The sequence below is a fragment of the Mesorhizobium sp. IMUNJ 23232 genome, assembly GCF_044326205.1.
In the GTDB taxonomy this organism is placed as follows: domain Bacteria; phylum Pseudomonadota; class Alphaproteobacteria; order Rhizobiales; family Rhizobiaceae; genus Kumtagia.
Window position 1 is genome coordinate 131,282 of record NZ_JBIRCY010000013.1, and the last position, 24,817, is coordinate 156,098.

Annotated in this window: 28 protein-coding genes and 1 pseudogene; 12 read left to right on the plus strand and 17 right to left on the minus strand. The window is 64.8% G+C overall.

Features of this window, described 5'->3' with window-relative positions; genetic code table 11:
- Window positions 1-17: 17 nt before the first annotated feature.
- From ACH196_RS12400 to cysG, 4 genes are read right to left on the minus strand one after another with little or no spacing between them, the layout of a single operon-like run.
- Entirely contained in the window at window positions 18-767 is a 750-nt protein-coding gene (locus ACH196_RS12400) for a phosphoadenylyl-sulfate reductase (RefSeq protein WP_396647207.1), read from the minus strand.
- Window positions 742-2,412 (minus strand): nitrite/sulfite reductase, encoded by a 1,671-nt coding sequence (locus ACH196_RS12405; protein WP_396647208.1) that lies wholly within the window; start codon window positions 2,410-2,412, stop codon window positions 742-744. The genes ACH196_RS12400 and ACH196_RS12405 overlap by 26 nt, the downstream gene beginning before the upstream one ends.
- Window positions 2,413-2,444: 32 nt before the next feature.
- Complete coding sequence (locus tag ACH196_RS12410) at window positions 2,445-2,741, minus strand: DUF2849 domain-containing protein (RefSeq protein WP_396647209.1); 297 nt, start codon at window positions 2,739-2,741, stop codon at window positions 2,445-2,447.
- Window positions 2,738-4,180, minus strand: a complete 1,443-nt coding sequence (gene cysG / locus ACH196_RS12415) for a siroheme synthase CysG (protein WP_396647210.1) — start codon at window positions 4,178-4,180, stop codon at window positions 2,738-2,740. Before cysG ends, ACH196_RS12410 begins: the two co-directional genes overlap by 4 nt.
- Window positions 4,181-4,432: 252 nt before the next feature.
- Here cysG and ACH196_RS12420 point away from each other — a divergent pair, with 252 nt between their 5' ends.
- The 3 genes and pseudogenes from ACH196_RS12420 to ACH196_RS12430 all read left to right on the plus strand — a co-directional run.
- Window positions 4,433-4,879 carry a host attachment protein gene (locus ACH196_RS12420; RefSeq protein ID WP_396647211.1) on the plus strand — a complete coding sequence of 149 codons (447 nt, stop codon included), beginning with the start codon at window positions 4,433-4,435 and terminating at the stop codon, window positions 4,877-4,879.
- A gap of 126 nt (window positions 4,880-5,005) precedes the next feature.
- Window positions 5,006-5,350: a hypothetical protein gene (locus tag ACH196_RS12425; RefSeq protein WP_396647212.1), complete on the plus strand. Its 345-nt coding sequence runs from the start codon at window positions 5,006-5,008 to the stop codon at window positions 5,348-5,350.
- Between the two features lie 135 nt (window positions 5,351-5,485).
- Window positions 5,486-5,605 (plus strand): annotated as a pseudogene (locus ACH196_RS12430) (type II toxin-antitoxin system ParD family antitoxin); the annotation flags it as partial.
- A 62-nt stretch (window positions 5,606-5,667) separates the two neighbouring features.
- Here ACH196_RS12430 and ACH196_RS12435 read toward each other — a convergent pair.
- Window positions 5,668-5,892 (minus strand): hypothetical protein, encoded by a 225-nt coding sequence (locus tag ACH196_RS12435; RefSeq protein ID WP_396647213.1) that lies wholly within the window; start codon window positions 5,890-5,892, stop codon window positions 5,668-5,670.
- Between the two features lie 114 nt (window positions 5,893-6,006).
- Here ACH196_RS12435 and ACH196_RS12440 point away from each other — a divergent pair, with 114 nt between their 5' ends.
- Complete coding sequence (locus ACH196_RS12440) at window positions 6,007-7,887, plus strand: cation:proton antiporter (protein WP_396647214.1); 1,881 nt, start codon at window positions 6,007-6,009, stop codon at window positions 7,885-7,887.
- Window positions 7,888-7,896: 9 nt separating this feature from the next.
- Window positions 7,897-8,238: a hypothetical protein gene (locus ACH196_RS12445; protein ID WP_396647215.1), complete on the plus strand. Its 342-nt coding sequence runs from the start codon at window positions 7,897-7,899 to the stop codon at window positions 8,236-8,238.
- Between the two features lie 55 nt (window positions 8,239-8,293).
- Here the strand turns inward: ACH196_RS12445 and coaBC are convergent, their stop codons facing one another.
- Genes coaBC through ubiE form a run of 3 tightly spaced genes read right to left on the minus strand, consistent with a single transcriptional unit; the run spans window position 8,294 to window position 11,878 of the window.
- Window positions 8,294-9,511: a bifunctional phosphopantothenoylcysteine decarboxylase/phosphopantothenate--cysteine ligase CoaBC gene (gene coaBC, locus ACH196_RS12450; RefSeq protein WP_396647216.1), complete on the minus strand. Its 1,218-nt coding sequence runs from the start codon at window positions 9,509-9,511 to the stop codon at window positions 8,294-8,296.
- A gap of 8 nt (window positions 9,512-9,519) precedes the next feature.
- Window positions 9,520-11,094, minus strand: coding sequence for a 2-polyprenylphenol 6-hydroxylase (gene ubiB, locus ACH196_RS12455; protein WP_396647217.1), 1,575 nt, complete (start codon window positions 11,092-11,094; stop codon window positions 9,520-9,522).
- Window positions 11,095-11,101: 7 nt separating this feature from the next.
- Window positions 11,102-11,878 carry a bifunctional demethylmenaquinone methyltransferase/2-methoxy-6-polyprenyl-1,4-benzoquinol methylase UbiE gene (gene ubiE, locus ACH196_RS12460; RefSeq protein ID WP_396647218.1) on the minus strand — a complete coding sequence of 259 codons (777 nt, stop codon included), beginning with the start codon at window positions 11,876-11,878 and terminating at the stop codon, window positions 11,102-11,104.
- 103 nt (window positions 11,879-11,981) lie between these two features.
- Between ubiE and ACH196_RS12465 the strand changes: the two genes are divergently transcribed.
- The 3 genes from ACH196_RS12465 (at window position 11,982) to ACH196_RS12475 (ending at window position 14,556) form a co-directional block, all read left to right on the plus strand.
- Window positions 11,982-12,953, plus strand: a complete 972-nt coding sequence (locus tag ACH196_RS12465; protein WP_396647219.1) for an adenosine deaminase — start codon at window positions 11,982-11,984, stop codon at window positions 12,951-12,953.
- A gap of 288 nt (window positions 12,954-13,241) precedes the next feature.
- On the plus strand, window positions 13,242-13,868 hold the full coding sequence (gene upp, locus ACH196_RS12470; protein WP_396647220.1) for a uracil phosphoribosyltransferase: 627 nt from the start codon (window positions 13,242-13,244) through the stop codon (window positions 13,866-13,868).
- A gap of 127 nt (window positions 13,869-13,995) precedes the next feature.
- The gene (locus ACH196_RS12475) at window positions 13,996-14,556 is read left to right on the plus strand and encodes a TIGR02281 family clan AA aspartic protease (RefSeq protein ID WP_396647221.1); all 561 of its coding nucleotides are present in this window, start codon (window positions 13,996-13,998) and stop codon (window positions 14,554-14,556) included.
- On the opposite strand, the gene deoA is transcribed toward ACH196_RS12475, so the two are convergent.
- From deoA to ACH196_RS12510, 7 genes are read right to left on the minus strand one after another with little or no spacing between them, the layout of a single operon-like run.
- Window positions 14,550-15,875 (minus strand): thymidine phosphorylase, encoded by a 1,326-nt coding sequence (gene deoA / locus ACH196_RS12480; RefSeq protein WP_396647222.1) that lies wholly within the window; start codon window positions 15,873-15,875, stop codon window positions 14,550-14,552. The two genes, ACH196_RS12475 and deoA, sit on opposite strands and share 7 nt — an antisense overlap.
- A gap of 3 nt (window positions 15,876-15,878) precedes the next feature.
- Entirely contained in the window at window positions 15,879-16,676 is a 798-nt protein-coding gene (locus tag ACH196_RS12485) for a purine-nucleoside phosphorylase (protein WP_396647223.1), read from the minus strand.
- The gene (cdd, locus tag ACH196_RS12490; RefSeq protein WP_396647236.1) at window positions 16,673-17,065 is read right to left on the minus strand and encodes a cytidine deaminase; all 393 of its coding nucleotides are present in this window, start codon (window positions 17,063-17,065) and stop codon (window positions 16,673-16,675) included. Before cdd ends, ACH196_RS12485 begins: the two co-directional genes overlap by 4 nt.
- Before the next feature lie 56 nt (window positions 17,066-17,121).
- Window positions 17,122-17,382 carry a hypothetical protein gene (locus ACH196_RS12495; RefSeq protein ID WP_396647224.1) on the minus strand — a complete coding sequence of 87 codons (261 nt, stop codon included), beginning with the start codon at window positions 17,380-17,382 and terminating at the stop codon, window positions 17,122-17,124.
- Window positions 17,383-17,410: 28 nt separating this feature from the next.
- The gene (locus ACH196_RS12500) at window positions 17,411-18,529 is read right to left on the minus strand and encodes an ABC transporter permease (protein WP_396647225.1); all 1,119 of its coding nucleotides are present in this window, start codon (window positions 18,527-18,529) and stop codon (window positions 17,411-17,413) included.
- Window positions 18,529-19,668 (minus strand): ABC transporter permease, encoded by a 1,140-nt coding sequence (locus ACH196_RS12505; protein ID WP_396647226.1) that lies wholly within the window; start codon window positions 19,666-19,668, stop codon window positions 18,529-18,531. Before ACH196_RS12505 ends, ACH196_RS12500 begins: the two co-directional genes overlap by 1 nt.
- Window positions 19,668-21,200 carry an ABC transporter ATP-binding protein gene (locus tag ACH196_RS12510; protein WP_396647227.1) on the minus strand — a complete coding sequence of 511 codons (1,533 nt, stop codon included), beginning with the start codon at window positions 21,198-21,200 and terminating at the stop codon, window positions 19,668-19,670. Before ACH196_RS12510 ends, ACH196_RS12505 begins: the two co-directional genes overlap by 1 nt.
- Before the next feature lie 182 nt (window positions 21,201-21,382).
- Between ACH196_RS12510 and ACH196_RS12515 the strand changes: the two genes are divergently transcribed.
- Window positions 21,383-21,592, plus strand: a complete 210-nt coding sequence (locus tag ACH196_RS12515) for a SlyX family protein (protein ID WP_396647228.1) — start codon at window positions 21,383-21,385, stop codon at window positions 21,590-21,592.
- Window positions 21,593-21,695: 103 nt separating this feature from the next.
- The gene (locus ACH196_RS12520; protein ID WP_396647229.1) at window positions 21,696-22,091 is read left to right on the plus strand and encodes a hypothetical protein; all 396 of its coding nucleotides are present in this window, start codon (window positions 21,696-21,698) and stop codon (window positions 22,089-22,091) included.
- 22 nt (window positions 22,092-22,113) lie between these two features.
- On the opposite strand, the gene ACH196_RS12525 is transcribed toward ACH196_RS12520, so the two are convergent.
- Window positions 22,114-22,470, minus strand: a complete 357-nt coding sequence (locus ACH196_RS12525) for a VOC family protein (RefSeq protein ID WP_396647230.1) — start codon at window positions 22,468-22,470, stop codon at window positions 22,114-22,116.
- 4 nt (window positions 22,471-22,474) lie between these two features.
- Window positions 22,475-22,939: a GNAT family N-acetyltransferase gene (locus ACH196_RS12530; RefSeq protein WP_396647231.1), complete on the minus strand. Its 465-nt coding sequence runs from the start codon at window positions 22,937-22,939 to the stop codon at window positions 22,475-22,477.
- 189 nt (window positions 22,940-23,128) lie between these two features.
- Between ACH196_RS12530 and ACH196_RS12535 the strand changes: the two genes are divergently transcribed.
- Window positions 23,129-24,418 (plus strand): aminotransferase class V-fold PLP-dependent enzyme, encoded by a 1,290-nt coding sequence (locus tag ACH196_RS12535; RefSeq protein WP_396647232.1) that lies wholly within the window; start codon window positions 23,129-23,131, stop codon window positions 24,416-24,418.
- Between the two features lie 207 nt (window positions 24,419-24,625).
- Window positions 24,626-24,817, plus strand: a 192-nt coding sequence (locus ACH196_RS12540; RefSeq protein ID WP_396647233.1) for a transposase, incomplete at its 3' end; no start/stop codon positions are given.

Sequence of the window (24,817 nt, forward strand, 5' to 3'; positions counted from 1 at the left end):
CCTGGGATGATTTTTCACTAGGCAGCGGTCGTCAGCGCCTCGCCGAGACCCGGCAGATGAATGCCGCATTCGATCTTGGTCTGGCCGGTCCAGCGACCGCTGCGCGCGTCCTCGCCCGGCTTGACGATCGAAGTGCAGGGAAAACAGCCGATCGACAGGTAGCCGTAGGCGACCAGCGGGTTCTCGCGCAGCGCATGCACCCGCATATAGTCGGCGAGGTCGCTCGTCCCCCACTTCGCCAGCGGGTTGATGCGGATGCGCGGACCGACCGCCTCGAACACCGGAAGTGCGGCGCGAGTCGCCGCCTGGAAGCGTTTTCGGCCGGTGAACCAGGCGCGGAACGGCGCCACGCCCCGCGCCATCGGCTCGACCTTGCGGATATCGCAGCAGGCGTCGGTGTCGGACTGATGCAGTTTTCCACCGGGATCGAGCCGGTCGAGCGCGGCCTGGTCGGGCGTCACGACGCGGATATCGGTCAGGCCGAGATCGGCGGCCAGCGCGTCGCGATACTCCAGTGTCTCGCCGAAATGTTTTCCGGTGTCGAGGAAGATCACCGGCAGGGCCGGGTCGACCTCGGCGATCATGTGCAGCAGCACCGCCGAATCCGCGCCGAAGGAGGACACCGCCGCGATCCCGCCATGAAACGAGCGGCGCGCCGACTGCTTGATGATCTCCTGCGGGGTCAGGCCACCGAAGCGCGCGTCGAGTTCGGCGGCTTCCTCGGCTGCGGCAATATCGGCGTCAGGCTGCCTTGGCTTCGCCACCATAGAGCGCCTCCTTGAATGGCGCCGGGCCGAGCCGGCGATAGGCGGCGAGGAAATTCTCCGAGCGGTCCAGCCGGCGGGCAAGATAGGTTTCGACCACGGTCTCGATCGCGTTGGTGATCTCGTCCGGCCCGAAACCGCGGCCGATGATCTCGCCGACCGAAGTGTGCTCGTCGGCCGAGCCGCCCAGCGTTACCTGGTAGAGTTCCGCGCCCTTCTTCTCGACGCCGAGAATACCGATGTGGCCGACATGGTGATGGCCGCAAGCATTGATGCAGCCGGAGATCTTCAGCTTCAGCTCGCCGATGTCGCGCTGCCGCTCCAGCGAGGCAAAGCGGTTGGAGATCTCCTGCGCCACCGAGATCGAGCGGGCGTTGGCCAGTGCGCAATAGTCGAGGCCGGGGCAGGCGATGATGTCGGTGATCAGGCCGGAATTCGCCGTCGCCAGGTCGATCTCGACAAGCGCGTCGTAGACCGCCTTCAAATCGGCGCGCGCCACATGCGGCAGGATCAGGTTCTGCTCGTGGCTGACGCGGATTTCGCCGAAGGCGTATTTGTCGGCGATGTCGGCGACCGCTTCCATCTGGCTGTCGCTGGCGTCGCCCGGCGCCTCGCCGATGCCTTTCAGCGAGATCGTGACGGCGGCATAGTCCGGGTGCCGATGGGTGATGACGTTCTGGTCGACCCATTCGGCAAAACTTTTCGAGTCGAGCCGCGCCAGCTTTACCGCCTGATCGCCTTCCGGCCGGGCCGCCAGTTCCGGCGGCGCGAAATAGGCATTGATGGCGCTGATGTCGGCTTCCGGCAGGGTCAGTTCGTTGTCCTTCAGCTCGGCCCATTCCGCCTCGACCTGGCGGGCGAACTCTTCCGTGCCGGTCTCGTGGACGAGGATTTTTATGCGCGCCTTGTACTTGTTGTCGCGCCGCCCGTAGAGGTTGTAGACGCGCAGGATCGCCGTTGCATACGAGAGCAGGTGCTTCTCCGGCAGGAAATCCCTGATCTTCTTGGCGATCATCGGCGTGCGGCCCTGCCCGCCGCCGACGTAGACGGCGAAGCCAAGCTCGCCCTCGGCATTCTTCTTCAGGTGCAGGCCGATGTCATGCGTCTGGATCGCGGCCCGGTCGCGCTCTGCCCCGGTCACCGCGATCTTGAATTTCCTGGGTAGGTAGGAGAACTCCGGGTGGACCGACGACCACTGCCGCAGAATCTCGGCATAGGGACGCGGATCGGCGACCTCGTCGGCGGCCGCACCCGCAAAATGGTCGGCCGTCACGTTGCGGATGCAGTTGCCCGATGTCTGGATGGCGTGCATCTCGACCGACGCAAGGTCGGCCAGGATCGCCGGGATGTCCGACAGCGCCGGCCAGTTGAACTGGATATTCTGGCGCGTGGTGAAGTGGCCGTAGCCCTTGTCGTATCTGCGGGCGATGTGGGCCAGCATGCGCAACTGGCCCGAATTCAGCGTGCCGTAGGGGATGGCGATACGCAGCATGTAGGCGTGCAGCTGCAGGTAGACGCCGTTCATCAGCCTCAGCGGCCGGAACTGCTCCTCGGTGATCTCGCCGGCAAGACGCCTGTCCACCTGGTCGGTGAACTCGGCGACGCGGGCCTTCACGAAATCCTGGTCGAACTCATCGTAGCGGTACATGGTCGTGCTTCCGTGGGCCCTTCTTGGCCCTCTCAAGCGGCCGTTCTGGCCTGTTTTCCAAGATCGAGGCGGTTTGTCGGGCCGGCGGCGCGGATGCGCTCGCGCAGGCGCAGCGGGCGGATCAAGCCATCGACCAGTTCGATGTCGATCAGTTCGAGGTCGACGACTTCATTGTTGGCAAAGGATGCCTTGCCGGCCTGTTCCAATTCGGTTTCCGCCGTCTTGTCGTTGACGATTTCGGCTTCGTCGATCGTCTCGGCCCAGACGCGGGCCGCCGAGAGCCAGACGGCCTCGCCATCGGTCAGGCGGTTGGCGGTCAGGACCTTCATGCCTGTGTCTCCTCGGCCGGCGACGGAACGAACCGATGCGCCGAAAGCGGCTCCGAGCGCGAGAAATCCGCGCCGGCGACCGCGTCGCCGATGATGGTCATCACCGGGCCGCCAAGATCGTCGCGCGATTGCAGTGACGGAAGGTCGGCCAGCGTGCCATGAAAACGGCGGCGATTGGCCAGGCTGGCGTTCTCCACGACTGCGACGGCGGTATCAGGGGACAGGCCGGCATCCATCAGCCTTCCGGCAACGTCCGCCGCGACCGAACGGCCCATATAGACGGCGACGGTCGCGCCAGAGATCGCCAGCTTCGCCCAGTCGGGCAGCGAACCGCCCTTGAGGTCGTGGCCGGTGGTAAACACCATCGAGGATGTCACGCCGCGCAGCGTCAGCGGCAGTTGGAAATCGGCGGCGGCGGCGAAGGCCGAGGTCACGCCGGGCACCACCTCGAACGACACGCCGGCATCGCGGAGCACCTGCATCTCTTCGCCGGCGCGGCCGAACACCAGCGGGTCGCCGGACTTCAGCCGCACGACGCGCTTGCCTTCGCGCCCGAGGCGCACCAGCAGCGCGTTGATCTCGCTTTGCGTCTTGGAATGACAGCCTTTTCGCTTGCCGACCGGCAGGCGCTCGGCGTCGCGGCGGCCCATGCCAATGACAGCTTCCGGGACGAGCGCGTCATGCACGATGACGTCGGCCTCCATCAGCAGGCGATGCGCCCTGAGCGTTAGCAGGTCTTCGGCACCCGGGCCGGCGCCGACCAGCGCGACATGCCCCGTACCCTTGCCCTGCTCCGCAAGAAGCCGGCCGGCGGCGACACGCGCCTCGTGCTCACCGCCAACTTCCAGCGCCCGGGCAGGCGCTCCCGAAAAGAAGGCGTGCCAGAAGGAACGCCGCGCCAGGCCCTTGGGAAACAGTTTTTCAGCCGCGTCGCGGAACGAGTTGGCGAGCGCTGCCAGCAGGCCGAGCGACGGCGGCAACATGGCATCGATGCGCGCCCGCACCATCTGGGCCAGCACCGGCCCCGCGCCTTCGGTGCCGATGGCGACCGCCAGCGGCGCACGGTTGACGATGGCCGGCGTATAGAAATCGCAGAGTTCGGGGCGGTCGACCGCATTGACGGCAATCCCCAGGCGCCGAGCGTCCTCGGATATGCGCCGGTCCAGGGCCTCGTCGCCGCTCGCCGCGAAAACCAGCACCGAACCTTCGACCAGAGAGGGGTCGTATGCCGCCTCGACGAGTTCGGCGCCGTTCTCGCCGGCCCAGCGGCGCAGGGCCGGTTCGGCCGCATCGGCCACGACGATCAGCCGCGCGCTTGACTGGCCGAGCAGCCGCGCCTTGGCCAGCGCCTCGTCGCCATTGCCGACGACGACCACACTCCGCCCTTCGACCCGCAGGAAGACGGGGAAGGCATTGAGCTTGGTTGACGGCTGCGACATGGCGCGGTTGGCTTCCTGGCTGGAAAGACAGATATTTAAGCGTTGGCGAGGCTTTTCAGAAGGAACGCACTCGCGCGCCAGTTTGCAGGACGCAATCGCTTTTCCGCAAGTGCGAAGAGCGGAAGAAAATTTTTCCACAACGCTGTTTTTTGGCATGTTTTTGTCGTGAGGAACCCCGATCCCCCGGTTGCGTTAGCCAAGCGAGGCATCGTCCGATGCTTCGGGTCCGTTCAGAATGAAGGAGATTGCCGCATGGCCGCGAAACTCAAACACGGCACATGGGTCGTGGTCGCCGATGGCGAAAAGGCGCTATTCCTGGAGAACAAGGGAGACGGGCTTTATCCGGATTTCGAGGTCGTGCGCGAACTCTCCGAAGAGAACCCGCCGACGCGCGAGCAGGGCTCGGACAGGCCGGGCCGCTTCAATGACGGCCCTTCGCCGCATCGTAGCGCGGTCGCCGACACCGACTGGCACAGGCAAGCCAAGGAGCGGTTCGCGGTGGAGATCGCCGAAAAACTCTACAAGGCGGCACATCGCGGCGACTTCAACGCGATCATCCTGATTGCGCCGCCCGTCGTGCTCGGCGAGATGCGCAAGAACCTCCACAAGGAAGTCGAAGAGATGGTGGTGGCAGAATATCCGAAGACGCTGACCAATCATCCGGTGCCCGAGATCGAGAAGATGCTGATGGCGGCTTGAGGACGAAGCAGATCAGCGAATGCACATCTTTTCCCGACACGAGCGTAACATACAGTGAAGTCCAGCCCGGAACCGTACCCATGGCTGTTTCGTTGGCCTCAATACCTAACCAATCAGGAGGTACCGATGAAAACGCTTTTATCTGGGTTGATGGCCGCCGCCTTGGCCGCCTCGGTTGCAGTGGCCGTGCCGGCGCCAGCCAATGCCGCTCCGGTTTTCGTTCCGCAGGCGGAACAGGGCCGCACGGATGTGCAGCAAGCCTCCCACACCTATCGTCATTGGCAGCGGCAGCAGCGCCGTGCGGAACGCCGCGCGGAGCGCCGCGCCTACCGGCGATACGCACGTCAGCAATGCCGCTATTACGGTGACTGCTACCGTGGCCGGAACTACGGCCGAAGCTATGGGTTCGCACCGCGCTACTACCCGCGATACTACCGGCCCCCTGGCATCTCGCTACGCTTTGACCTGTGACGAGCGGCGGCCTGGCTGAACCGACGCCTGAGGAAGAAGTTTGAGCCGCGCAACAGCGCTGTTGCGCGGCACGATCCAAGTCTGCCGACCACACCGATGCCGGACGCTACCTCCGAGCTTATCATAGCCTGAGGTCATCAACACGCAAGCGAAGTCGTGCGTGCGGGGTTACGCATGCTGGAGGATTTCGAGGAGGCGCGGGAAAAGTGGCTGCGTGAAGAGATTCCTGGGCGACTCGCGGACCTGCAACAGGACCAGAGTCTCGAGAGGCGCGCATCTCCGAACATTGCCTGGACGTTCGCAAGCGGCATCTGCGACTACTGCCTCGGCTTTTCGACGTTTCCGGAAAGAGGCGCCGTGTGGCCCGAAACACCCATCCCATCCGGGTCGTCGGCTATCGGTGCAGGGTCAGCATCATTTTTGCCGTGGAGCAACAACGGGGGATGATCCTCGGAGTCTTCTATGGCGGCCAGAATATTGATCTCGACCTGCTCGAAGATCGACTCTGAAATCTTATTTCCGATCCATTTTGCGTCGTCCAAACGATAAACACGGCCGCCAAGGGTTGCGCACCCCCTGCCCCCTCCACCATATTGGAAAGATAGCGCTTTCGCGCTTCCCGCAAGCTCCCGAACTGGAAAGGCGACACCTGAACGATGCCGCATGAAACGCCCCTGATCGCAACCATCGTCGCCGGTCTGGGGCTGGCTTTCATTCTCGGCGCGCTCGCCAATCGTTTTCGCATCCCGCCACTGGTCGGCTATCTGATCGCCGGCGTTCTGGTCGGGCCCAACACCCCCGGTTTCGTGGCGGACCAGGAACTGGCGCTGGAACTCGCCGAGATCGGCGTCATCCTGCTGATGTTCGGCGTCGGCCTGCATTTCTCGCTGAAGGACCTGCTGTCGGTGCGCGCCATCGCCGTGCCCGGCGCGGTCGTGCAGATCGGCTTCGCCACCTTGTTGGGCTGGGGACTGGCCTGGATGCTGGGCTGGACGCCCGGCGCCGGCCTCGTTTTCGGACTGGCGTTGTCGGTAGCCAGCACCGTCGTGCTGCTGAAGGCGCTGCAGGACCGACGCATGATTGAGACCGAGCGCGGGCGCATCGCGGTCGGCTGGCTGATCGTCGAGGATCTCGCCATGGTGCTGGCGCTGGTCATCCTGCCGGCCATTGCCGGGTTGCTCGGCGGGGCGGACGGAACGACCGGACACGACCTGCCCTCGCCGCTGTTCCAGTTCGACTATGGCGTCTGGGGTGTACTTGGTGTGACGCTTGCCAAGGTTGTCGCCTTCGTCGCGGTCATGCTCGTGGTCGGGCGGAGGATCATTCCATGGCTTCTGCACTACGTTGCCCATACCGGATCGCGCGAACTTTTCCGGCTTGCCGTCCTGGCCATCGCGCTTGGCGTCGCCTTCGGCGCGGCGAAACTGTTCGGTGTGTCGCTGGCGCTGGGCGCCTTCTTCGCCGGCATGATCATGAGCGAATCGCCGCTTTCGCACCGGGCGGCGGAAGAGTCGCTACCGCTCAGGGACGCGTTCTCGGTTCTGTTCTTCGTCTCGGTCGGCATGCTGTTCGATCCGACCAGCCTGTTGCGCGAGACCTGGCCGATCCTGGCGACGCTGTTCATCATCGTCATCGGCAAGTCGGCTGCTGCCTTCCTGATCGTCATCGCCTTCCGCTACCCGATCGGCACGGCGCTGATCATCTCCGCCAGTCTCGCGCAGATCGGCGAATTCTCGTTCATTCTCGCGGAGTTGGGCGTCGGGCTCGGGCTGTTGCCGGAACAGGGCCGCGACCTGATCCTCGCCGGCGCGATTCTCTCGATCGTGCTCAATCCGCTTGTTTTCGCGGCAGTGGAAAGGTTGAAACCGTGGGCCGAAAGCCGCTTCGGGAAGGGTACGGCGGCAGCGGAAATCAAGGCGGCCGGCCCGGCCACCGAGGCCGGCGTGCTGGCGACGCCCGCCCCTTCCGCCAAATCCGCCCGCAAGGAAGAGGACGGCCCGCCGCCGCCGACCACATTGACGAACCACACGATCCTCATCGGCTACGGCCGCGTCGGCAGCCTGGTCGGGGAATCGCTCAGCAAGGCCCGCCTGCCCTTCCTGGTGATAGAGGACGGCGACAAGACGATCGCGAAACTGCATGCCGACGGGGTCGAGGTGGTCGAGGGCAACGCCGCCAACGCGCAGGTCTTCGCCGCGGCGAATCCGACGGGTGCGAAGCGGCTGGTTCTTGCAATCCCGAACGCCTTCGAGGCGGGACAGGTCATCCTGCGGGCGCGGGCCGCCAATCCTTCGATCGTGGTCATCGCCCGCGCCCATTTCGACGCGGAAGTCGAGCATCTGAAAGGACTTGGCGCCGATACGGTGATCATGGGCGAGCGCGAGATCGCGCGGGGCATCGTCGAATTGATCGTCGACGAGACGGTCAAGTCGCCACAGCCGCCGCTGTCGGACGAGGAGCCGTCGCCGCCTGCAAATGAGGATCGGCCTGGCGACCGCAGCAAGAATGACCCCGACGACAGTACCCCGCAATCCTGAACGCCGTCGATGATCGACGGCCTTGAAAAGACGAACCGGCTTCTCGCAGAACTGACAGCCTCGCTTCCATTGGAAGCGAGGCCAACTCGGGATGCCGTTCGAGCCTTGGCGGAGCATCTTTCAGAGCGGACAGCGGTCACCCGGTGCACGATCGAAGGCCTCCACTATGCAGGCGACGAGGGCGGCATCGTCTGCAAGCTGAATATCGAAGGCCAGAACACAGAAAGGGCAATTTACATTTCGATCACGCATCTGATCTTTGAACGAAAGACCCCGCTGTTCCGGCAGATCGACGCCTATCAACGCCACCGCGTCAAGAAGCTAAGGCAGCAAGGCGGGCGTGAATACTGATCCGATGGCGACTGCCGGATATCGGAGGATGGGATCGCCTGCGTGGAGAGAACGCCTACACTTCCACGGTCTGCAGCCGCGTTGCGATCAGATCAGCAAGCCGTTTCGCCACCTCGTCCTTCGGCATGTCGGGCCATTCCTCGACGCCGGCCTTGGAAACGATGCGCACACGGTTGCGGTCGCCGCCCATGGCCCCACCCTCGGCGCTGACGTCGTTCGCGACGATGAAGTCTGCGCCTTTGCGGCTGAGCTTGGCCTGGGCATTGGCGACCAAATCGTTGGTCTCGGCGGCAAAACCAACCACGAGGTATGGCCGGCTGGCATGATGGCCGATGGTCGAGAGGATGTCGGGGTTCTCGACCATGCGCAGCACCGGCGGCCCCTCGCCTGCCACCTTCTTGATCTTGGCGCCTGCCTCGCTGTCGCTGCGCCAGTCAGCGACTGCCGCCACGAACACCGCCGCATCGGCCGGCAATTCGGCTTCAACCGCCTGCATCATTTCGCGTGCGGTCTCGACATGGAACGTGTGGACGCTCTTCGGATCGGCCAGATTGACCGGTCCGGAGACCAGCCGCACGTTGGCGCCGAGCGCAGCCAGGGCAGCGGCAATGGCGTGGCCCTGCTTGCCGGAGGAACGGTTGGCGATGTAGCGCACCGGGTCGATCGGCTCATTGGTCGGGCCGGAGGTGACGATTATTTTTCTGCCGGCGAGCGGTCCGGGCTTGGGGACAAGCGCTGCCTCGACCGCCGCGACGATCTCCAGCGGCTCGGCCAAGCGTCCTTCGCCGGCCTCGCTGCTCTCGGCCATTTCGCCCTTGTTAGGCCCGACGAAGGCAATGCCATCCTTGGCCAGCGTCGCGCGGTTGCGGCGCGTCGCCGGATGGTCCCACATCTTCGGGTTCATGGCGGGCGCCATCAAAACCGGCTTGTCCGTGGCGAGCAGCACGGCGGAGGCGAGGTCGTTGGCCAAGCCATTGGCCAGCTTCGCCATCAGGTCCGCCGTGGCCGGCGCGACGACGACGATATCGGCCTCGCGCGACAGACGGATGTGGCCGACATCGTGTTCGTCGTCGCGGTCGAACAACTCGCTGAACACCCGGCCGGCGGTCAGCGTGCCGACCGACAGCGGCGTGACGAACTCCTGCGCCGCAGCCGTCATCACCGCCCGCACCGAAGCGCCGCGTTCGCGCAGGCGGCGGATCAGGTCGAGCGTCTTATAGGCGGCGATGCCGCCGCCGATGATCAGCAGGATGCGCTTGCCCGAGAGGGTCATGGCATATCTCATACCATCCGCCAAGCTATATAGGCCACCGCCGCCGCGATCACCCACAGCGCCACACGTCCGGAGCGCGTATGGCGGGCCTCGGCCTTGCCGATTGCCTGCGCCGTCGTCTCGTCGAAGCGCAGGCCGTGTTCGGCCATCAAATCGATCTCGCGCGACAGGCGTTCGGTGCGGGCGGCGAGGTCGGGCGCCTGGCGAGCCAGCGACAGCAGCGCATTGACGCCATCGCGCGCATCGGTCAGGAGACCGCGCGGCCCGAGATTTTGCCTGATCCAGTGGCCGACGACCGGCTCGGAGGTCTTCCACATGTTGAAGGCGGGATCGAGCGTTCGCGCCACGCCCTCGACCACCACCATGGTCTTCTGCAGCAGCACGAGTTCCGGCCGCGTCGCCATGTCGAAAAGCTCGGTCACCTCGAACAGCAGCGTGAGCAGCTTCGCCATGGATATCGTCTCGGCCGGCTGGCCGTGGATCGGTTCGCCGATGGCGCGGATCGCCTGCGCGAAGGAGGCGACGTTGTGCTGGCGCGGCACGTAGCCCGCCTCGAAATGCACCTCTGCGACGCGGACATAATCGCGCGTGATGAAGCCGAACAGGATCTCGGCAAGGAAATGGCGTTCCTTTTTTCCCAGCCGGCCGGAGATGCCAAGGTCCACGGCGACGATGGTGCCGTCCTGTTCGACGAACAGGTTGCCCGGATGCATGTCGGCGTGGAAAAACCCGTCGCGCAGCGTGTGGCGCAGGAAGGACTGCACGAGATGGGCGGCGATCGCCTTCAGATCGTGGCCGGCAGCGCGCAAGCCGTCGATGTCGTTCATCTTGATGCCGTCGATCCACTCCATGGTGACGACGTCGCGACCGGTGCGCTCCCAGTCGACCGCCGGCACGCGGAAGCCTGGATCGTCGCGCGTGTTCTCGCCGATCTCGGAGAGTGCTGCCGCCTCCAGCCGCAGATCCATCTCGATCTTTGTCGTCTGGGCAAGCGTCTGTGTCACCTCGACCGGGCGCAAGCGTCGCGACGACGGAATGAATTTTTCCTGCAGCCGCGCCGCGAGAAAATAGCTTTCGAGGTCGTGGAAGAAGGCGCGGCGCACGCCGGGACGGATCACCTTGACTGCGACCTTGCGAAGCTCGCCGTCGCGCATCACCTCGGCCGGGTGGACCTGGGCGATGGAGGCGGCGGCGACAGGCTCGCCAAAAGACGCGAACAGGTCCGTCACAGGCCGGCCGAGCGAGCCCTCGATTGCTTCCACCGCCTGCGCGGTCGGAAAGGTCGCCATGCGGTCCTGCAGCTTGGAGAGGTCGAGCGCGATGTCGTTGCCGACCACGTCCGGCCGCGTCGCCAGGAACTGGCCGAGTTTCACGTAGGAAGGACCAAGCCGCGACACGGCGCCGGCCAGCCGTTCCGAGCGCTGGCGGCGCATGGCGCGGGGCCGGGCGAGGAATTTCGTCAGCCGCCACGCAAGGCGAGGTGCGCCCGAAAGCTCCTCGCCCGGCAAAGCCGCGAAGACGCCTTCGCGCGTCATGATCCAGCCGGCCCTGACCAGCCTGAAACCCGCTCCGATCGAGGTCATGCGGGCGTCAAAGCTTCCAGCCGGAATGCAAGGCCGCTATGCCGCCGGAATAATTCCGCCAGGTGACGCGCTCGAAGCCGGCTCGCTTGATCATGTCGGCAAAATTCGCCTGGTTGGGGAATTTTCGGATCGATTCCACCAGATAGGCGTAAGGTTCTGCGTCGCCGGTCACCATTCTTCCGATCGGCGGGATCGCCTTGAACGACCACCCCTCGTAGATCCGGTCGAGGACAGGCATCTCGACCTCGGAAAATTCGAGGCAGAGGAAGCGTCCGCCTGGCTTGAGCACGCGAAACGCCTCGGACAAGGCTGCGTCGATATGCGGCACGTTGCGGATGCCGAAAGCGATGGTGTAGGCGTCGAACGTCCCGTCGGGAAAAGGCAGGTCTTCCGCGTTCGCCTCGACGAAATCGACATTGCCTTCGAGATGGCGTTTCGCGGCCCGCTCGCGCCCCACCGCCAGCATCGAGCCGTTGATGTCGAGCACGGTTGCCGTCGCATTGCCCGCGGACGCATCGACGATGCGAAAGGCGATGTCGCCTGTGCCTCCGGCCACGTCGAGCACCTTCCAGCCTGCGCGGCGCGGCGGATTGAGCCAGGCGACCATCGCGTCCTTCCACAGACGATGCAGGCCGCCGGACATCAGGTCGTTCATCAAATCGTAGCGGTTGGCGACGCGGTGGAATACGGCGTCGACAAGCGGCTGCTTCTCGCCATCCCCGACTTCGCGGAAACCGTAGGAGGTTTCCATACCGCTCGCTGCGGTTGTTCGCTGTTGTGCCATAAAGGTGAACCGTTCTCCGGTTTAGAACCATACCCGATGCACGGCGGGGACGCTATTGTCCAGCATTGCCGTGAAGACCAGCGATTCGTTCAAAGGACCGCCCATGCCGCTCACTGCCGAAATTCACTGCCATGTCGAGGGCGCGGCCGACCCGGAACTGGTGATCCGGCAGGCGCGCAAATATGGGGCGGACCCCTCGCCTTTCATCCAGAACGGCTCCTTCGTCTGGCACGATTTCACAACCTTCCTGCAGGCCTACGACTTCGCCGCCGATTTGTTCCGCACAGAGGAGGACTATGCGCGGCTGACCGAGCATTATCTGACCAGCCTGGCGCGCGACGGCGCCATCTATTCCGAGGTGTTCACCTCGCCCGACCATGCGCGGCGCGCCGGCCTGTCGCCGCAAGCCTATACCAACGCGTTGGGCGAAGGCATGATCCGCGCCCGCGACAAGACCGGCATCGAGGGCCGTATGATCGTCACCGGGGTGCGGCATTTCGGCGTCGAGGCCGTGGAGGCCGCCGCACGCTTCGCCGCCAGATGCGGTCACCCGCTGGTGACCGGCTTCGGCATGGGCGGCGACGAGCGGATGGGCGACATCGAGGATTTCGTGCGCGCTTTCGAAATCGCCCGCGAGGCGGGGCTTGGCATCACCGTGCATGCCGGCGAGTTCGGCGGCTGGGAAAGCGTCGCCGGCGCGCTCGACCATTTGAAGCCGAGCCGCATCGGCCACGGCGTGCGCGCCATCGAGAACCCGGATCTCGTTCGGCGCATCGCCGCCGAAGGCATCGTGATGGAGTGCTGCCCCGGCTCGAACATCGCGCTCAAGGTTTTCGACGGGTTTCCGAACCATCCCTTCCCGGCCCTGCTCGCCGCGGGCTGCAAGGTGACGCTGAATTCCGACGACCCGCCCTATTTCTGGACGACGCTGAGGAATGAGTACGATCTGGCCGCAAAGCACTTCGGCATGAGCGAGAAGGCGCTGACTGCGGTGACGCGCACTTCAATCGAGGCAGCCTTTGTCGACCGCAAGACACGGAGCGCGTTGCTGGCGCGGTTGGAGAAGAAGCGGTGAAGGCTCTCTTCTCCCCGTTTGCGGGGAGAAGATGCCGGCAGGCAAGATGAGCCACCCTTGCAGATCGGTCGCTTAACAAACACGCAAGGAGTAGCGCCAGCAGTTCAACGACAGCGCCGCCCCTCATTTGGCCCTTCGGGCCACCTTCTCCCCGTATGGAGACGGTGAGAAAGAAGGCTGCCGGCCGCAACTCCGGGGAAAACCGTCATCGCCTCGCCTCGCGGCATTTCACCAGCCGTCAAGCCGGGATAGTATGCCGCGACACAATAAGAAGCGGAAGGTCAGGCCATGGGCGTCACAGTCGTCGATCACCCCCTCGTGCAGCACAAGCTGACCATCATGCGCAACAAGGAGACTTCGACCGCGAGTTTCCGCCGCCTGTTGCGCGAGATATCGCTGCTGCTCGGCTACGAGGTGACGCGCGACCTCGAACTGACGACGACGACCATCGAGACGCCGATGGAGACGATGGAAGCGCCGATCCTCGAAGGCAAGAAGCTGGTGTTCGCCTCGGTGCTGCGCGCCGGCAACGGGCTGCTCGAAGGGCTGCTCGACCTGGTGCCCGCGGCGCGCGTCGCCCATATCGGGCTCTACCGCGACCACGAGACGCTGGAGGCTGTCGAATATTTCTTCAAGGCGCCGAGCGATCTCGCCGACCGGCTGGTGATCGTCGTCGACCCGATGCTGGCCACCGCCAATTCGGCGATCGCGGCGATCGACAAGCTGAAGGGGCGCGGGGCGACGAATTTGCGCTATCTCTGCCTGCTGGCTGCGCCCGAAGGTATCCAGCGCTTCACCACCGCCCATCCCGACGTGCCGGTGTTCACCGCCTCGATCGACCGGCAATTGAACGAGAAGGGTTACATCGTACCCGGCCTCGGCGACGCCGGGGACCGGCTGTACGGGACAAAATAACGGGGATTTCAGGGGGCCGTTAACCCATCATTTACACAAATATCTGGTGACGGCCGGACACCGGCGTGCCGTTAAGGCGGCGGAGGTTTTCCGGCGATAAGGTCCTGCGCAGCAAGACGGGTTCCACATGCTGCGCAACGCTATTCTTATCGGCATATGCATCGGATCGTCGGCCGCCGTGCCGCTGATCTATCAAGGCAATCCCGAAGCATTTCAGGCGCTTCTTGGGTCGGGCGCGACCGAACCGACCATGGTGGCCGAACTGCCGCCCGTTGCAAACAAGCCGACGACCGTGTCCACCAGCCCTGCCCCGAGCGGGCGCAAGGTGGAGATTGAGGTAGACGACCGGGGCCACTACGTCGGCGATTTCAAGATCAACGGCCGCAAGGTCGAGGCGATGATCGACACCGGCGCCACTGCTGTCGCCTTCAACCTGTCGACGGCCCGGCGGCTTGGGCTCCAGGTGAAGCCGTCGGACATGAAGAACACGGTGAACACAGCCAACGGCCAGGCGCGCGCGACGCTGGTGATGGTCGACCGCCTTGAGATCGGCCGCATCACGGTGGAGAACGTCCAGGCGCTTGTGCTCGAGGATCAGGCGCTGAGCGGCACGCTGATCGGCATGACTTTCCTCAACCGGCTGAAAAAGTTCGAGGTCGACGGCGGGACATTGCTGCTGGTTCAGTAGGCATCGCCGGCCGTGATCCGCCGGACCACCGGGTCCTTGGCGGCGGGCTTGGCGTCGCCAATGCCGTAGGCGGCTGCGAGCGCGGCGGCGGCACGGTCGGCATCGGCCTCGCTGCGCGCATGAACGCTGGCCAGCGGATCGCCGGGCCGCACTTCCGCGCCGAGCGGCAAGAGCCGCGTGAAACCGACCGCGAGATCGACACTGTCGCCGGGTCGCGTACGCCCACCGCCGAGGCCGACCACGGCAAGGCCGATGTCGCGCGTCGCGATATGAGTGACGAAGCCGGCGCGCGGGGCGGGCACAACGCGTTCGACCGCGGCGTGCGGCAGGTGGCTTCGATGCTTCTCAACGAAGTCGGCCGGTCCACCGAGGTCATGCACCATGCGGGCGAAGCGCTCCGCCGCGCGGCCACTGTTCAGCGCGTCTCGCGCCCGCTCGAGGCCGTCGGCGTGAGACGAAGCGATGCCGCACGAAAGCAGCATCTCGCCGCAGAGCGCCAGCGTCACCTTTTCCAGGCGCGGGTCGCGGGTCCGGCCGGTCAGGAAATCGACGGCGTTGGCGACTTCCACGGCATTGCCGGCGGCCGACGCCAGCGGCTCGTTCATGCCGGTGATCAGCGCCGAGGTCTTCAGCCCCGCGCCGTTGGCGACCTCGACCAGGCTTTTCGCAAGCGACGCGGCATCGCGCGATTTTTCCATGAAGGCGCCGTTGCCGACCTTGACGTCAAGGACCAGCGACTGGAGACCGGCGGCGAGTTTCTTGGAGAGGATCGAGGCGGTGATCAGCGGGATCGATTCCACTGTCGCGGTGACGTCACGGATGGCGTAGAGGCGCTTGTCGGCGGGAGCGAGCGCGGCCGTCTGGCCGATAATGGCGCAGCCCGCCGAGCGCACCACCTTGCGGAACAGGTCCGTGTCAGGCTGGCTGACATAACCGGGGATGGCGTCCATCTTGTCCAGCGTGCCGCCGGTGTGACCGAGACCGCGCCCGGAGATCATCGGCACATAGGCGCCGCAGGCGGCGACGATCGGCGCCAGCATCAGCGAGACGTTGTCACCGATGCCGCCGGTCGAGTGCTTGTCGGTGGCTGGGCCCGGCAGGTCCGACCAGTCGAGCACCTCGCCGGAATCACGCATGGCGAGCGTGAGCGCCACCGCCTCCTCGCGGCGCATGCCGTTGAAGAACACCGCCATGGCGAAGGCGGCGGCCTGACCCTCGGAGACGGTGCCGGAGGTGAGGCCGGCGATGAAGGCGGCGATGTCACCGGGCGGGAGCGTCTTGCCGTCGCGTTTTTGGCGAATGATTTCCTGCGGGAGCATCGATCAGATGCCCTCCTCGAACATCTTCTTCAGCACCGCCGCCAATCTCCGGCCGCCGAGCGGCGCCATGTCCTTGGTTTCCTGGTGCGAGAGTTCCGCCCCCGTCATGCCGGCAGCGAGATTGGTGATGACCGAGCAGGCGGCGGCGCGCAGGCCGAGGAAACGGGCGATGATGACCTCGGGCACGGTCGACATGCCGACGGCGGTGGCCCCCATGATACGCGCCATACGGATCTCGGCGGGCGTCTCGAAGGACGGGCCGGAGAACCACATGTAGACGCCTTTGTGCAGCGGCGTGCCGGTCGCCTCGGCGGCCTTGACGATCGCGGCGCGCAGGCCGCGGTCGTAGGCTTCGGTCAGCCCGACAAAACGCGCGTCGGTCGGCTCGCCGATGAGCGGATTGGCGCCGGCGAAATTGATGTGGTCCTCGATCAGCATCACCGATCCCGGCGGCATCGCGGCATCGAGCGAGCCCGCGGCATTTGTGAGGATCAGCGTGGTGACGCCGATCGCGGCGAGGGTTTCCAGCGCAGGGCGCATGGCAGCCGCATTGCCGTGTTCGTAATAATGCGAGCGGCCGGCAAGCAGCAGCACTTCCGCCCCGCCGAAGCGGCCGCTGACCAGCGTTCCGGCATGGCCGGTGACGCCGCTTCTGGGAAAGCCGGGCAAGTCAGCATAGGGAATGCGGATCGCGCCCTCGACCTCGTCGACAAGGCCGCCCAGGCCGGAGCCGAGTACAACCGCGACCTTCGGCATGCGGCCGCCGAGCCGCTCGACCAGCGTGGCGACAGCATCGCTCATTTCAGGATCTTTCCTTCGAAACCATAGGGCAGCATCTGGCCGATGGTGACCGTCTCGACCACGCCGACATCGTCGCAGAGGTAGAGCTTTGCATCCGGGCCGGCGAACTCCGCCAGCCGCTGGCGGCAGCCGCCGCAGGGCGTGATGCGCGCCATGCGCTCCGCCACCACCGCAATTTCGGCGATCTCACCGCCGCCACCCATGACGTAGTGGCCGAGCGCCGTGGTCTCCGCGCACCAGCCCTCCGGATAGGACGCGACCTCGATGTTGCAGCCGGAGAAGATGCGGCCGTCCGTCGTGCGGATCGCAGCGCCCACCGGGAATTTCGAATAGGGCGCATAACATTTCGCCATCGCCTCGCGCGCCGCGAGGAAGAGATCATGCATGATCGACCATCCAGCCTGTTTTCAATCGGCTCAGCAGACGCTTGACCTGTCCCGGCCGCCTATTCGTCGGTCGAGGCCGCGCAGAGTTGCGTGTCGACCTTCCACGTCGCCCTTGGTGACTGCTTGTCGTCCAGGACGCAGACCTGGACATGGCCGTCCGCCGAACACATGTCGGCCCCGAGCGAATAGAGATTGCTCTCATAGACGCAGTAGAACTTCATGTAGTCCTTCTCGAAATCGACGGCCACGTTGACCGTCGTGTCGGCGAAGGTCGCGGCCGGCGCAAGGGACAAGGCGGCGGCCAACAAGAAGGGTCTCATCGATCTTTCTCCTGCATTTTTCAGCACCTCACCGCTCCTTCACATAGGGCACGCCGCCGGCGCGCGGCGGGATTGCCTTGCCGATGAAACCGGCGAGGAGGATGACCGTGAGGATGAAGGGCAGCGCGTTCACGAGTTGCACCGGCACGCGCACCGGCGCCGGTCCATAGGGCTGGAGCACGACCGCAAGACCGTAGGCGACAAGGCCGGCAAGCACCGAGCCGAGGATCACGGCCGGCGTCTTCAGCTTGACATAGCCGAGCAGCACCAGCGCGCAGACCAGGATGGCCAGCGGCGGCAGCCAGGTGGCGATGCCGACCGGGCTGCCCTGGATACGGATCGATGCCGCGTCGAGAAAACCGAACAGCAGGCAGGCGAACATGGCGGGCACCGGCTTCCATTTGGCGAAGATCAGCGCGGCGAGCGCGATATAACCCTTGCCGGCGGTCATGTCCTTCACGAAGCCGGCGTTCTGGGCGACCGACAGATAGGCGCCGGCCATGCCGGTGAGCACGCCGGTGATGATTACGGCGCGATAGCGCAGCCAGGTGACCGAGATGCCGGCCGTGTCGACCGCCGCGGGGTTTTCGCCGACGGCACGCAGGCGCAGGCCGAAGCGCGTGCGAAACAGCACCCACCAGGTCAGCGGCACCATCAGGAAAGCGATGTAGACCAGGATGGAGTGGCCGGAGAGCAGTTCCGAATAGATCGGCCCGACGATCGGCACGTCCCTCACGGCGTCGGCGCCCGGCAAGGTGATCTCCTGAAAACGCGCCGCGCCGCCAAGCGACGGTGTGCGCCCGCCCTGCCGGAACCACGCCTGGCCGAGGATAATGGTCGAGCCGGCGACGATGAAATTGATCGCCACGCCCGACACGATCTGGTTGCCGCGATGGGTGATCGAGGCGAAGCCGTGCACCAGCGCCAGCGCGACGGCGGCGAGGGTGGCGACAAGCAAACCGACCCAAGCCGAGCCCGAAACGGCGGCTGCCGAGGCGCCGGCGAAGGCCCCAGCCAGCATCTTGCCCTCAAGGCCGATATCAAAGATGCCGGCCCGCTCCGAATAGAGGCCGGCGAGACAGGCGAGCAGCAGCGGCGCGGAGACGCGCAGCGTGGCGTCGCAGAGCTGGATGATGGTGTCGAACATCAGGCGCCCTCCCCCTTCGCGGCAGGTACACCCATGCTGCGCGGACTGAGCGAAGCAAAGATCGTCTGCACCGTCGGCCGGAACATGTGCTCCAGAGCGCCGGCGAAGAGGATGACCAGACCCATCATGATGATGATCATGTCGCGCGACACGTTGGGCATCTCGAAGGCCAGTTCCGCGCCGCCCTGATAGAGCGCGCCGAACAGGACCGCCGCAGCGATGATGCCGACCGGATGCGAGCGGCCCATCAGCGCCACGGCGATGCCGACGAAACCGGCGCCCGCGACGAATTCCAATTGCATACGGTGCTGGTCGCCCATGATCGGGTTCAGCGCCATCATGCCGGCCAAGCCGCCGGAAATCAGCATGGCGACGATGGTGATGCGCGCCTCGCCGATGCCCGCATATCGCGCTGCCTTGGAGCTGAAGCCGAAAGTGCGCATCTCGTAGCCGAGTTTTGTCCGCCAGATCAGCACCCAGACCACCCAGGCCATGAACAGCGCCAGGAGGAAGGAGATGTTGAGCGGCGCCGAGCGCACCGACAGGCCGAAGACTTCCATCAGCCAGCCAAGCTTGGGCAACTGCGCACCTTCAAGGAAGTCGCGCGTCTGCGGCGCCATCGAGCCGGCAGGCTTGAACACGTTGACCAGCAGGTAAACCATCGCGCTGGACGCGATGTAGTTGAACATGATCGTGGTGATGACGATGTGCGAGCCACGCCTGGCTTGAAGATAGGCGGGAATGAAGGCCCAGGCCGCGCCCACAAGCGCCGAACCGACGATCGCCAGCGGAAAGGTCAGCCACCAGGGCAGGATGCCGTCGAAGGTCAGGCAGACCAGCGCGACGCCGATGCCGGCGATATAGGCCTGCCCCTCGCCGCCGATGTTGAACAGGCCGGCATGGAAGGCGACCGCGACGGCAAGGCCGGTGAAGATGAAGGTGGTGGCGTAATAGAGCGTGTAGGCGAGGTTCTGGCCGGAGCCGAACGCACCGTCGACCAGTACAACCGCCGCCTTCAGCGGGTTCTCCCCGACCAAGAGCACGACAATGCCGGCGACGAAGAAGGCAACCAGTAGGTTGATCAGCGGGATCAGGCCGTAATCGGCCCAACGGGGGAGTCTTGCGAAGGGAGTGCTCATTACTCCGCCGCCTCCCGCTTCTCCACACCGGCCATCAGCAGGCCGAGTTCGCCCTCGCTCGCCTCCGGTCCGCGCTCGCCGACGACGCGGCCGGCGAACATCACCAGGATGCGATCGGACAGCGAGCGTATCTCGTCGAGCTCCACCGAGATCAGCAGCACCGCCTTGCCGGCGTCGCGCATGGCGATCAGCCTTTTGTGGATGAACTCGATGGCGCCGACATCGACGCCGCGCGTCGGCTGGCCGACGATCAGCACGCCGGGGTCCTGCTCTATCTCCCGCGCCAGCACGATCTTCTGCTGGTTGCCACCCGAGAAATTCGCAGTCTTCAGCCGGTCGTTGGCCGGGCGGATATCGTATTTTTCGATTTTTTCGCGGGCATCCGCGTGGATCGCCTCGATGTTCAGGAACGGCCCGCGCAGATATTGCGGCTTGTCGTGATAGCCGAGGATCGAGTTTTCCGCCTCCTCGAAGGCAAGCACCAGGCCGACATGGTGGCGGTCCTCCGGCACATGCGCCAGGCCACGGTCGCGCAACTCGCCGGGGTCGGCATGGCCGGTGACGTCGATCGGCTTGCCATCGAGCAGCACCGTGCCCGCCTCCGCCTTGCGGATGCCGGAGATCGCCTCGATCAGTTCGGACTGGCCGTTGCCGGCCACACCGGCGATACCGACGATCTCGCCGGCGCGCACATCCAGCGAGACGCCGTCGACCATGACCACGCCTCGCGAATCCCTGACAACGAGATCCTTCACCGAAAGCTTGACCCCCGCCGGTTTCGCCTCGCCCTTCTCGACCCGCAGCAGAACGCGGCGGCCGACCATCAGTTCTGCAAGCTCCTCGACCGTTGTCTCGGATGTCTTGCGGGTGGCAACCATTGTGCCCTGCCGCATCACCGAAACCGTGTCGGTGATCGCCATGATCTCGCGCAGCTTGTGGGTGATCAGCACCACCGTCTTGCCCTCGTCCTTCAGCATTTTGAGGATGCGGAAGAGGTGGTCGGCCTCGGCGGGGGTCAGCACGCCGGTCGGCTCGTCGAGGATGAGGATGTCGCAGCCTCGGAACAGCGCCTTCAAAATCTCGACGCGCTGCTGCAAGCCGACCGGAAGCTCCTCGATGATGGCATCCGGATCGACTTCCAGTCCGTATTCGCGCTCCAGCCGTTGCAGTTCCGAGCGCGCCTTGGAGATCGAGGCGTTGAGCAGCGGCTCGCCCTCGGCGCCGAGGATGACGTTTTCGATGACGGTGAAATTCTGCACCAGCATGAAGTGCTGGTGCACCATGCCGATGCCGGCGGCGATGGCGTCGTTCGGCGTGTGGATCAAGGTGGCCTTGCCGCCGACATGCACCTCGCCGCTATCGGCCTGATAGAAGCCATAGAGGATCGACATCAGCGTCGACTTGCCGGCGCCGTTCTCGCCGATGATGCCGTGGATGGTGCCGCGCTCGACCTCGAGGTTGATGTCGCGGTTGGCGCGCACGGCGCCGAAACTCTTGTTGATGCCGATGAGCTGGATCGCGGCTTGCGCCATGCACTTGTCCCACTCTTATTTTTATCGTTTGGTCAAAACCGCTAGCACGCAGGCTGTCCCCTGCCAATCGTCCCGGCCCGGCTACTCTCGACAAATCCACCGGTGCTTGTCAATTTCGATCGCTGGTGCGAAGGGCTTGGCGATCACCTCGCCTCCCTGACGAACCCGCACAGGAGCATTTCATGGTCATGCCGGCCGACCGCCTGACGACGCTGGAGATCCGCGCCACCGAACAGGAGAAGACGATCGAAGAGCTTTCGGGGCAGATTGCCGAGCAGTGGAAGGTGATCGACCGGATGCAGAAGAAGCTCGACGCGCTGACCGAGCGGTTCCTGAGCCTGGAGGAACAGGTGCAGCCCGACGTACCGGTGACCAAGCCGCCGCACTGGTAAAGGCTGGGCCGGGCGGACACGTCAACCATGTCGCGTCGAGGCCGGTGCACCGGCTGTACAGAAATGCCGGTTCGCGGCATTATCCCTTCGGGGACCTTTCAACATGAGCGACACCGACCGACTTGCCCGGGCGGGCAACTATGTCTTCGGCCTGATGGACGAGGCCGAACGCGAGCGTGCCGAACGCGACATTGAGCGCGACGCCTCGTTCCGAGACGCGGTGATGGAAATCGCCGAGCGCGTGCGGCTGTCCAAAACCCGTGCCGATCCGCATACATGGGACGCTGTTTCGGCCGCGTTGAGCGCGCTACCGCAGATGCAACCCCGAAACGGCGAGCCGAATCCACCGACGCTTGCCAAGGCTGCAAATCAACCGGCTCCGCCCTTACCCTCCCTGCTCGACCGCACGGGCCGGCGGGACGCGCTGCAGATCGGTCTCATTCTGGTCGGACTTATCGCCGCCTTCGCCCTGGGCTACCTCGTCGGCATCAGCCGCTGACGCCGCCGCGCACCGCGCGCGCTCAAGTCTTCGCCGGCTCCCACAACTCGATCGGATTGCCTTCCGGATCGTGGATGCGACAGAAGCGGCCGACTTCCGAATCCCACTCCGCCCGCGTCTCGACAGCGATGCCCACGACTTTGAGATCGGCCATCATGGCGTCGAGATCGTCGACACGGAAATTGATCAGCCACTGTTTCTCGCGGGCGAAATAATCCGTGTCCTCGTTAAATGGCGAAAACACCGTGTGGCCAGCCTCCTGCGTCCACACGCTCTTGGCGATGTCGTTGATGCCGAGATGGGTCTCGTACCAGGCGGCCAGCGCCTTGGGATCGCGCGCCCGGAAGAAAAACCCGCCTATGCCGGTGACTTTCGCCATTCGCCTAACCTAGCCGCAAATCCTTGGACATCACAACAGCCGGGTCGCCATGTTGAAGGAAGCGCTCGGCCACGGTCCATCCAAGCGTAGTGTAAAACGCCTCCGCGCCATGCGTGTAGAGGTAGAGCGCCTCACAGCCGACAGACCGCGCATGCCCTTCGATCGCCGCGACCAGCCGGGAGCCTATGCCGCGCTTGCGATACTGTGGAGCGACCAAAAGTCCGGCAAGCCAGGGTCTTTGGTCATAGTCAAGGTCAAGCTCCTCGCGAACCAGGAGGCAGTTTCCCACAAGCTTGCGATCGACCTCGGCGACCAGCGCCGCCTCAAAGCCATCACCTCCTAGCAACTTCTCCAGACCCGCGGCATCCTCCGCCACGGTTCGCTCGCTGCCGTCGAAGAAGATGGCATGGCGCAAGGTGGCGGCTGCCGCGATATCGGACCGTTCCATGGGACGAATGATGGCCGACATGCAAAATCCGTCTCGAATGCGCGACATTGAATGCTGAATGCGACGCGCTCACGCAAGCGTTCCCGCAGCCCGATGTAAAGGCGAGTTCTCCTTATCTGGCAAGCTTCGCCGGCTGCATTCAACGCCCTGTCACAGACGGCCAATAGTAACCCCGCCATCGACAATAGCCTGGAATCGAGGAGAATCGGGATGATCGGACGGCGGAGTTTTCTGATCGGCAGCGCCATCGCGGCGGCAAGTGCAGCCACAGTCAAGGCGACGGCGGCAGCCGAGACAGCCGTCCTGCCGGCACTCGACGCGGCAGCGGTGGCCACCGACAGCACCTTTTGGGCGGCTGTTCAGGACCTTTACGATGTCGACCGCTCCATCGCCAATCTGGAGAACGGCTACTGGGGCATCATGGCCCGTCCGGTTCTCGAAGCCTACATCGAGAACACAAAGCGCGTGAACCGCCAGAACTCATTCTATGCCCGCAGCGCCTTCGGCGGCGATTTCGAGAACGTCCGCCTCCGCGTGGCGGCCGCCGTTGGCGCGCAGCCGGAGGAGATCGCCATCACCCGTGGCGCCACCGAGGCGCTGCAGATCCTGATCTCCGGCTACAACAGGCTGCAGCCGGGCGACACGGTGCTCTATTCCGATCTCGACTATGATTCCATGCAGTACGCCATGGCCATGCTGAAGGACCGGCGCGGCGTCGAGGTGAAGACCTTCGCGATCCCGGAGCCGGCAACGAAAGAAGCTGTGCTCGAAACCTACAAGACGGTCCTTGATCAGACGCCCAAGGCGAAGCTGCTGCTGCTGACGCATCTGTCGCACCGCACCGGGCTGGTGATGCCGATCCGCGAGATCGCCGACATGGCGCGCGCAAAGGGCGTGGACGTCATTGTCGACGCGGCGCATTCGTGGGGTCAGATACCGTTCAACGCGCCCGACCTCGGCGCCGACTTCGTCGGCTTCAACCTGCACAAATGGATCGGCGCGCCGGTTGGAATGGGCTTCTTCTACATCAAGAAGGATCGGCTGGCCGACATCGACATCCATATGGGCGACCAGGACTGGCCGGCGGACGACATCCGCTCACGCGTGCACACCGGCACGATCAATTTTGCGGCCGCGCTCAGCGTGCCGTCCGCGATCGACCTGCATGAAAGAATCAGCGCGCCGGCCAAGAACGCCCGGCTGAACCATCTGCGCAATTACTGGGTGGAAAAGCTGCGTCCGGTCGAGACGGTGGAAATCCTGACGCCGGACGACGCGGCGATGCATGCCGGCATCACCTCGTTCCGCATCAAGGGCAAGGGCAGCAAGGACGACAACAACGCGGTAGTCGTGCGTCTGCGCGACGAGTTCAAGGTGCTGACCGTGCGCCGCGCCGGCGTGGCGGCCGGCCAGTGCATCCGCTTATCGCCGGCGCTCTACACGACCGAGGCCGAACTCGACCGGCTGGTGGCGGCGCTGACGTCTATTGCCAGCTCGTAAGGAGCACGTGCCGGGGACGGTTTCCTTTTTCGGCCCGCGCGACTTCCAGACCGCTGCGGCTCTTCTGCCGAAAGTAAAGTCAACCGTCCCTTTTAGTGTCCGTCCGGGGACTTTGTGAGCGGGCAGAATCGGTTGTCGGATTTTGAGTTTCTGGTTTTGGATCGGTTGTGATTCCTTGTTCGGCATGATTCGAGAAGGAATGCGCCGATGTGGACCGCCGAGAACCGGGCTCGCTACAACCGTGATCATCTGCGTTATCCGAGCGATCTGACCGATGAGGAATGGGCGCTGATCGAACCGCTGATCCCGCCCGGCAGGCCAGGCGGCGGCAAGCGGAGCGTGAAGCTGCGCGAGGTGGTCAATGGGCTGATGTATGTGTTGTCGACCGGTTGCCAGTGG